We start from the raw sequence: 4,753 nt of genomic DNA on the forward strand, positions 1-4,753 counted from the left end.
CGCTCGAACCCTGTACCGGGTTCTCGCGTGGACGGTGGTGTTCGCCGTGGCCGGCATGCACCACTTGAGCCCTCAGGAGTCCGCGCACTCCACCGGCATCGCGGCCTGTTGCGACCACTCCGCTTCGGAGAACCGGCACCCGCCCTCCCCGCCGCAGCAGCACGACGTGCTTCACCTGTGCCTCGCCGTCCTGATCGCGGCACTGGCGCTGGGCCTGGCACTCCTGGCCGTGTGCAGGCGCGCGCCCACGAAGCCGTCGGGGTCGCCGCTCGGGCGAGGGGCGCGGACTCGCGCACCGCCACCGCGGGGCGCACCCGCAGTGCTGGCCTCCCTCTGCGTCCTGCGGCTGTGACCGGCCGCGCACCGCGTCCGCGAACGCGGTGCGCCCGAACAGCGCCCAGCAGGCCGACAGGACCCAGGGGAAGAAACCGTGATCAGGAAGAACCCGGTCGGGACGGCGTTCGCCGTCCTGACCACCGCCGTCGTGCTCGCCGGTTGCGGCGGCGGCGACCAGTCGGGAAACCACCACCTGAGCAGTGCGCCGAACACCACCGGGGCGGTCGCCCCGGCCGGCGAGCACAACGACGCCGACATCGCTTTCGCGCAGGGGATGATCCCCCACCACGAGGGCGCGATCGAGATGGCGCGCACGGCCCGGGGGCGTACGGGCAACCAGGCGGTCCTGGACCTGGCGTCGCGCGTCGAGGAGGCCCAGGACCCCGAGATCGAGACCATGACCGGCTGGTTGACCGCGTGGGGCGCCGAGGTGGCGCCCGGCGGCGGGCACGCCGGGCACGGCTCATCGATGCCGGGGATGGGCGAGGAGGAGGTGGCCGCGCTGGAGGCGGCCCGGGACGCCGACTTCGACCGGTTGTTCCTGGAGACCATGATCGAGCACCACCGGGGTGCGATCGACATGGCGGGGGTCGAGCTGCGATCCGGCGGCAACGCCGGTGCCAAGACCTTGGCGCAGAAGATCATCGACGACCAGCGGGCCGAGATCGCCGAGATGCGGGAAATGCTGCGGGCGATGGGCTGACGGTCCCCGCGTGGCGCGTGTTCGGGGCGGGTGGTCCCGAACGCGCGGCGTCGCGGTCGCCCTCGACGGGCTGCCCCGCACCGCCCGGGGCACGACGGTGGGGCGCACAGTGTGCGCCCCACCGGGTTCCGCCGGCCGACCGGCGCGGGTCACACCCCGGCGGTCACCTCGTCGGCGGGCTCGGCCGCGCGCCGGGGGCCGCGGAGGGTGAGGGCGGCCAGCAGCGCCCCGACGAGGGCGACCAGCGCGGCCCCGGTGAAGGCGGCCGAGTAGCCGTCGGTCAGGGCGGCGGCGTCACCGAGCCGGTCGGCTCCCCGCGAGGTGGCCAGGGCCGTCATCGCGGCCAGCCCCAGCGCGGAGCCGACCTGGTAGGTGGTGTTGACGATGCCCGAGGCGAGCCCGCCCCGCTCCGGCGCCACCCCGCCGATGGCGCTGAGGGTGGCGGGGATGAACACCAGCGCCATGCCGACGGCCGAGACCAGCGAACCGGGCAGGACGTCGGCGACGAAGCTGCCGTCCGGGTCCGCGCCGGCGAGCAGCCCCAGGCCCGCGGCCAGCACGGCCAGGCCCGCGACGATGAGCCGCTTGGTGCCGAAGCGGCCGATGAGCCGGCCGGTGGCGGTGGTCATCAGGACCGTCATCAGCGCCGTCATGGGCAGCAGCGCGGCGCCGCCGGCGAACGAGTCGAAGCCGAGCACCTGCTGGACGTAGAGGTTGAGGAAGTACCACATCGGGATCCACGCCGCCCCGAGCAGGGCCATCGCGACGTTGGCCGCGCCGAGGTCGGGGGTGCGCCACACCGCCAACGGCATCAGCGGGTTGCGCACCGCGCGCTGCACCAGCAGGAAACCCGCCAGCAGGACGAGCGCCGCGCCCAGCTGCGCCAGCGTGGCCGCCGAGGTCCACCCGCGTTCGGGGGCCTGCACGATCGCGTACACGGCCAACGCCAGGCCACCGGTCACCGCGACGGCTCCCCCGACGTCCAGGCCACCCCGGCGCCCCGGCACGGCGGGCAGCAGGCGAGGCGTCAGCACCAGGGTGAGCACGCCGATCGGCACGTAGACGATGAACACCCACGGCCAGCTCAGCCACTCCGTGATCACACCGCCGAGGAAGACCCCCGCGGTGCCGCCCGCGGGGACCGCGGCCCCGTAGAAGGCCATGGCCTTGGGCAGTTCGTCGGGCCGGCCCGCGAACAGCACCATCAGCAGCGCCATGGCGGCCGGTGCGATCAGTGCCGCGCCGAGTCCCTGCACCGCGCGGCCGAGGACTTCGACGCCCGCGCCGTCGGCGGCGGCGGCCACCACGGAGCCCGCGACGAGCGTGGCCCAGCCCGCGGCGAACACGCGGCGGGCGCCGAGCAGGTCGGACAGGCGGCCGCCGAGCAGCAGCAGGCCGCCGAGCGCGACCGCGTAGGCGTTGAACACCCATTGCAGGCCGCCGGTGGAGAAGCCGAGTTCGCGCTGCATGTCGGGCAGCGCCACGGCGATGATCGAGGTGTCCATGATGACCATGAACTGCGCCGCGGCGAGCACGGCCAGTGCCCACCAGCGCCGGGGGTCGGGGTTCATGACGGGTCCTTCCCGGCCCGGACGCGGACGCGCCCGGGCCGACTGCGACCGCGCGGACGCGGTCAGGGCTGTGATGTGGTGTAACCCGCGCCGGTGACGGCGGCGGTGATGTCGGCGCCGGTCGCGGTGCCCGCGACGGTGAGCCGACCGGTGGCCAGGTCGACCTCGACGTCGGTGACGCCGGGGACCTCGCGCACCGCGGCGGTGACCTTCGCGGCGCACGACCCACAGGTCATACCGCCGACGATGAACTCACGACCCTCCACCGTCCCCGTGGTGGTCGTCGCGTCGCCCGTCTGACAGCCGCACATGCCAAACCTCCTCATTCATACCCCCATGGGGTAACTCGGAACGAAAGTTAACATACCCCCTGGAGGTACTCACTGTGCCTTGGGTCACCTCGCCGTGGCCAGTCGCCGGACGGCGGTCGAACGTTCGTCCACAATGGTCAAGCGACACGACGTCGAGGCAGCACCCGGAACGCGCGCGCGACGCGCTCGGCCTGCCTGCCACTCACCGGGGTGCGTGCCCCGGCCAGGTCGGCCGGCTCGTCGCCGAGCCCGCCGATGGCCGTCACGACGTATCATCGCCGGACCGGGAGGGGGCGTGATGCACGGGTTGGGCGAGCTGGAGGCCGCGGTGATGGACGTGCTGTGGCAGGCCCCCGAGCCACTCCGGGTCCGGGACGTCCTCGACCGGTTGGACACGGGCAGGCGGCTGGCCTACACCACGGTCATGACGGTGCTGGACAACCTGCACCGCAAGCAGTGGGTGGTGCGGGAACTGGAGGGCAAGGCGTACCGGTACCAGGCCGCGCTGAGCCGGGCCGAGGCCGCCGCGCGGGCGCTGCGCGAGGTGCTGGAGTCCTCGGGCGACCCGGAGGGCGTGCTGCTTCACTTCGCCCGGTCGGCCACCGACCGGGAGACCGAGCTGCTCCGCAAGGCCCTGCCCCGGAAGCCCCGCAAGCGGTGACGATCGCGGTCGCGCTGCTGCTCGGGGCCTGGCTGGTGGCCTGGCTGGCACCACGGCACCTCCGGCGGCTGACCTCGACCGGCACCGACCCCAGGGTGGCGCTGGTGGCCTGGTTGTCCTCGGCGGTGAGCGTCGTGGCGACCGCCGGCCTCGCTGTCGCCGCGCTGCTCCTGCCCGACCACGGCTCGCACGTCTTCGCCGCGTTCCACACCTGCCTGGCCTCGCTCGCGCACGGCACGACACCACGCGTCGAGGCGATGGCCGGAGCGGTCGGCGTGCTGCTGCTGGCGGCGCTGCTCGTCCGGCTCGTGGTCCTGAGCGCCCGAGCCGCCCGTCGCCGGGCACGGACGCGCCGCGAGCACCTGTCCGTGCTGCGCCTGGCCGCCCGGCGCGAGGGCGGCTCGCCGGACACGCTGTGGCTGGAGCACGAGGAACCGGTGGCCTTCAGCCTCGCGGGCTCACCCGGCGTCGTGGTGGCCACCGACGGCCTGGTCCGGCGCCTCACCGGCGAGCAGGTGCGCGCGGTGCTCGCGCACGAGCGGGCGCACCTGCGCGGACGGCACCACCTGCTGGTCGCCGCGGGGGACGCCGTGGCAACGCTGCTGCCGTTCCTGCCGCTGTTCCGCCGCACCCCCGGGGCCGTGCGGGAACTGGTCGAACTCGCCGCCGACGCGGCCGCCGCCCAGACCTGCGGGGCGGACGCGGTGCGCACGGCGCTGACCAGGGTGACCGGGTGCGGCGCGCCGGGCTCGGCGCTGGCCATGAGCCGGGACGCCGTCGAGGTCCGCTTGGCGCACCTGCAGCACGCCGACCGGCGCCGGGGCCCGGTCCGGACGCTCCTGTCCTGCGGCCTGACCGGGTTGACGACCATGGTCCTGCCACCGCTGACGGCCCTCAGCGGCCTGCTGGCGCTGGTCACGTTGTCCTGTTCGTGAACGCCCGCGGTCCCTTCGACTCGTTGCGTGGTCGGTGGGCCCGTGCGCTGGTGTTGGCCCGTTGACGACCTCGTGCCCTGGGGCCGGTCGGCTCTCCGGGGCGCGAGGTCGTCGCCCGGTCAGGACACGCCCGCGGGCACCTTCTCCGTGCTCGGTTGGGTGTCGGTCGGCGAGGTGGTGGGGGTGGTGGCGCGGAAGGCGCGCAGGCGCAGGCTGTTGCTGACCACGAACACGCT

At 74.5% G+C, this 4,753-nt stretch carries 7 protein-coding genes; 4 read left to right on the forward strand and 3 right to left on the reverse strand.

The annotated features are described in order from the left end of the window. The coding region (locus ACFV4N_RS40030; RefSeq protein WP_499677906.1) for a hypothetical protein at positions 1-352 on the forward strand (352 nt) is incomplete at its 5' end. Between the two features lie 78 nt (positions 353-430). Beyond that, the gene (locus ACFV4N_RS40035; RefSeq protein WP_499677907.1) at positions 431-1,039 is read left to right on the forward strand and encodes a DUF305 domain-containing protein; all 609 of its coding nucleotides are present in this window, start codon (positions 431-433) and stop codon (positions 1,037-1,039) included. 149 nt (positions 1,040-1,188) lie between these two features. Here the strand turns inward: ACFV4N_RS40035 and ACFV4N_RS40040 are convergent, their stop codons facing one another. The 3 genes from ACFV4N_RS40040 to ACFV4N_RS40050 form a co-directional block, all read right to left on the reverse strand. Further along, positions 1,189-2,610 (reverse strand): MFS transporter, encoded by a 1,422-nt coding sequence (locus ACFV4N_RS40040; protein ID WP_499677908.1) that lies wholly within the window; start codon positions 2,608-2,610, stop codon positions 1,189-1,191. Between the two features lie 62 nt (positions 2,611-2,672). Then, positions 2,673-2,921, reverse strand: coding sequence for a heavy-metal-associated domain-containing protein (locus ACFV4N_RS40045; RefSeq protein WP_499677909.1), 249 nt, complete (start codon positions 2,919-2,921; stop codon positions 2,673-2,675). A gap of 137 nt (positions 2,922-3,058) precedes the next feature. Next, positions 3,059-3,187 (reverse strand): hypothetical protein, encoded by a 129-nt coding sequence (locus tag ACFV4N_RS40050; protein ID WP_499677910.1) that lies wholly within the window; start codon positions 3,185-3,187, stop codon positions 3,059-3,061. 32 nt (positions 3,188-3,219) lie between these two features. Here ACFV4N_RS40050 and ACFV4N_RS40055 point away from each other — a divergent pair, with 32 nt between their 5' ends. Beyond that, positions 3,220-3,582 carry a BlaI/MecI/CopY family transcriptional regulator gene (locus ACFV4N_RS40055; protein WP_499677912.1) on the forward strand — a complete coding sequence of 121 codons (363 nt, stop codon included), beginning with the start codon at positions 3,220-3,222 and terminating at the stop codon, positions 3,580-3,582. After that, entirely contained in the window at positions 3,579-4,517 is a 939-nt protein-coding gene (locus tag ACFV4N_RS40060) for a M56 family metallopeptidase (protein WP_499677911.1), read from the forward strand. The genes ACFV4N_RS40055 and ACFV4N_RS40060 overlap by 4 nt, the downstream gene beginning before the upstream one ends. The last annotated feature ends 236 nt before the right edge of the window (positions 4,518-4,753 follow it).

The sequence above is a fragment of the Actinosynnema sp. NPDC059797 genome (genome assembly GCF_042732085.1).
Lineage (GTDB): Bacteria > Actinomycetota > Actinomycetes > Mycobacteriales > Pseudonocardiaceae > Actinosynnema.

Coding starts and splice junctions, on each gene's coding strand:
- ACFV4N_RS40040 (WP_499677908.1), bottom strand. CDS start 2,610: ATGAACCCCGACCCCCGGCGCTGGTGGGCACTGGCCGTGCTCGCCGCG.
- ACFV4N_RS40045 (WP_499677909.1), bottom strand. CDS start 2,921: ATGTGCGGCTGTCAGACGGGCGACGCGACGACCACCACGGGGACGGTG.
- ACFV4N_RS40055 (WP_499677912.1), top strand. CDS start 3,220: ATGCACGGGTTGGGCGAGCTGGAGGCCGCGGTGATGGACGTGCTGTGG.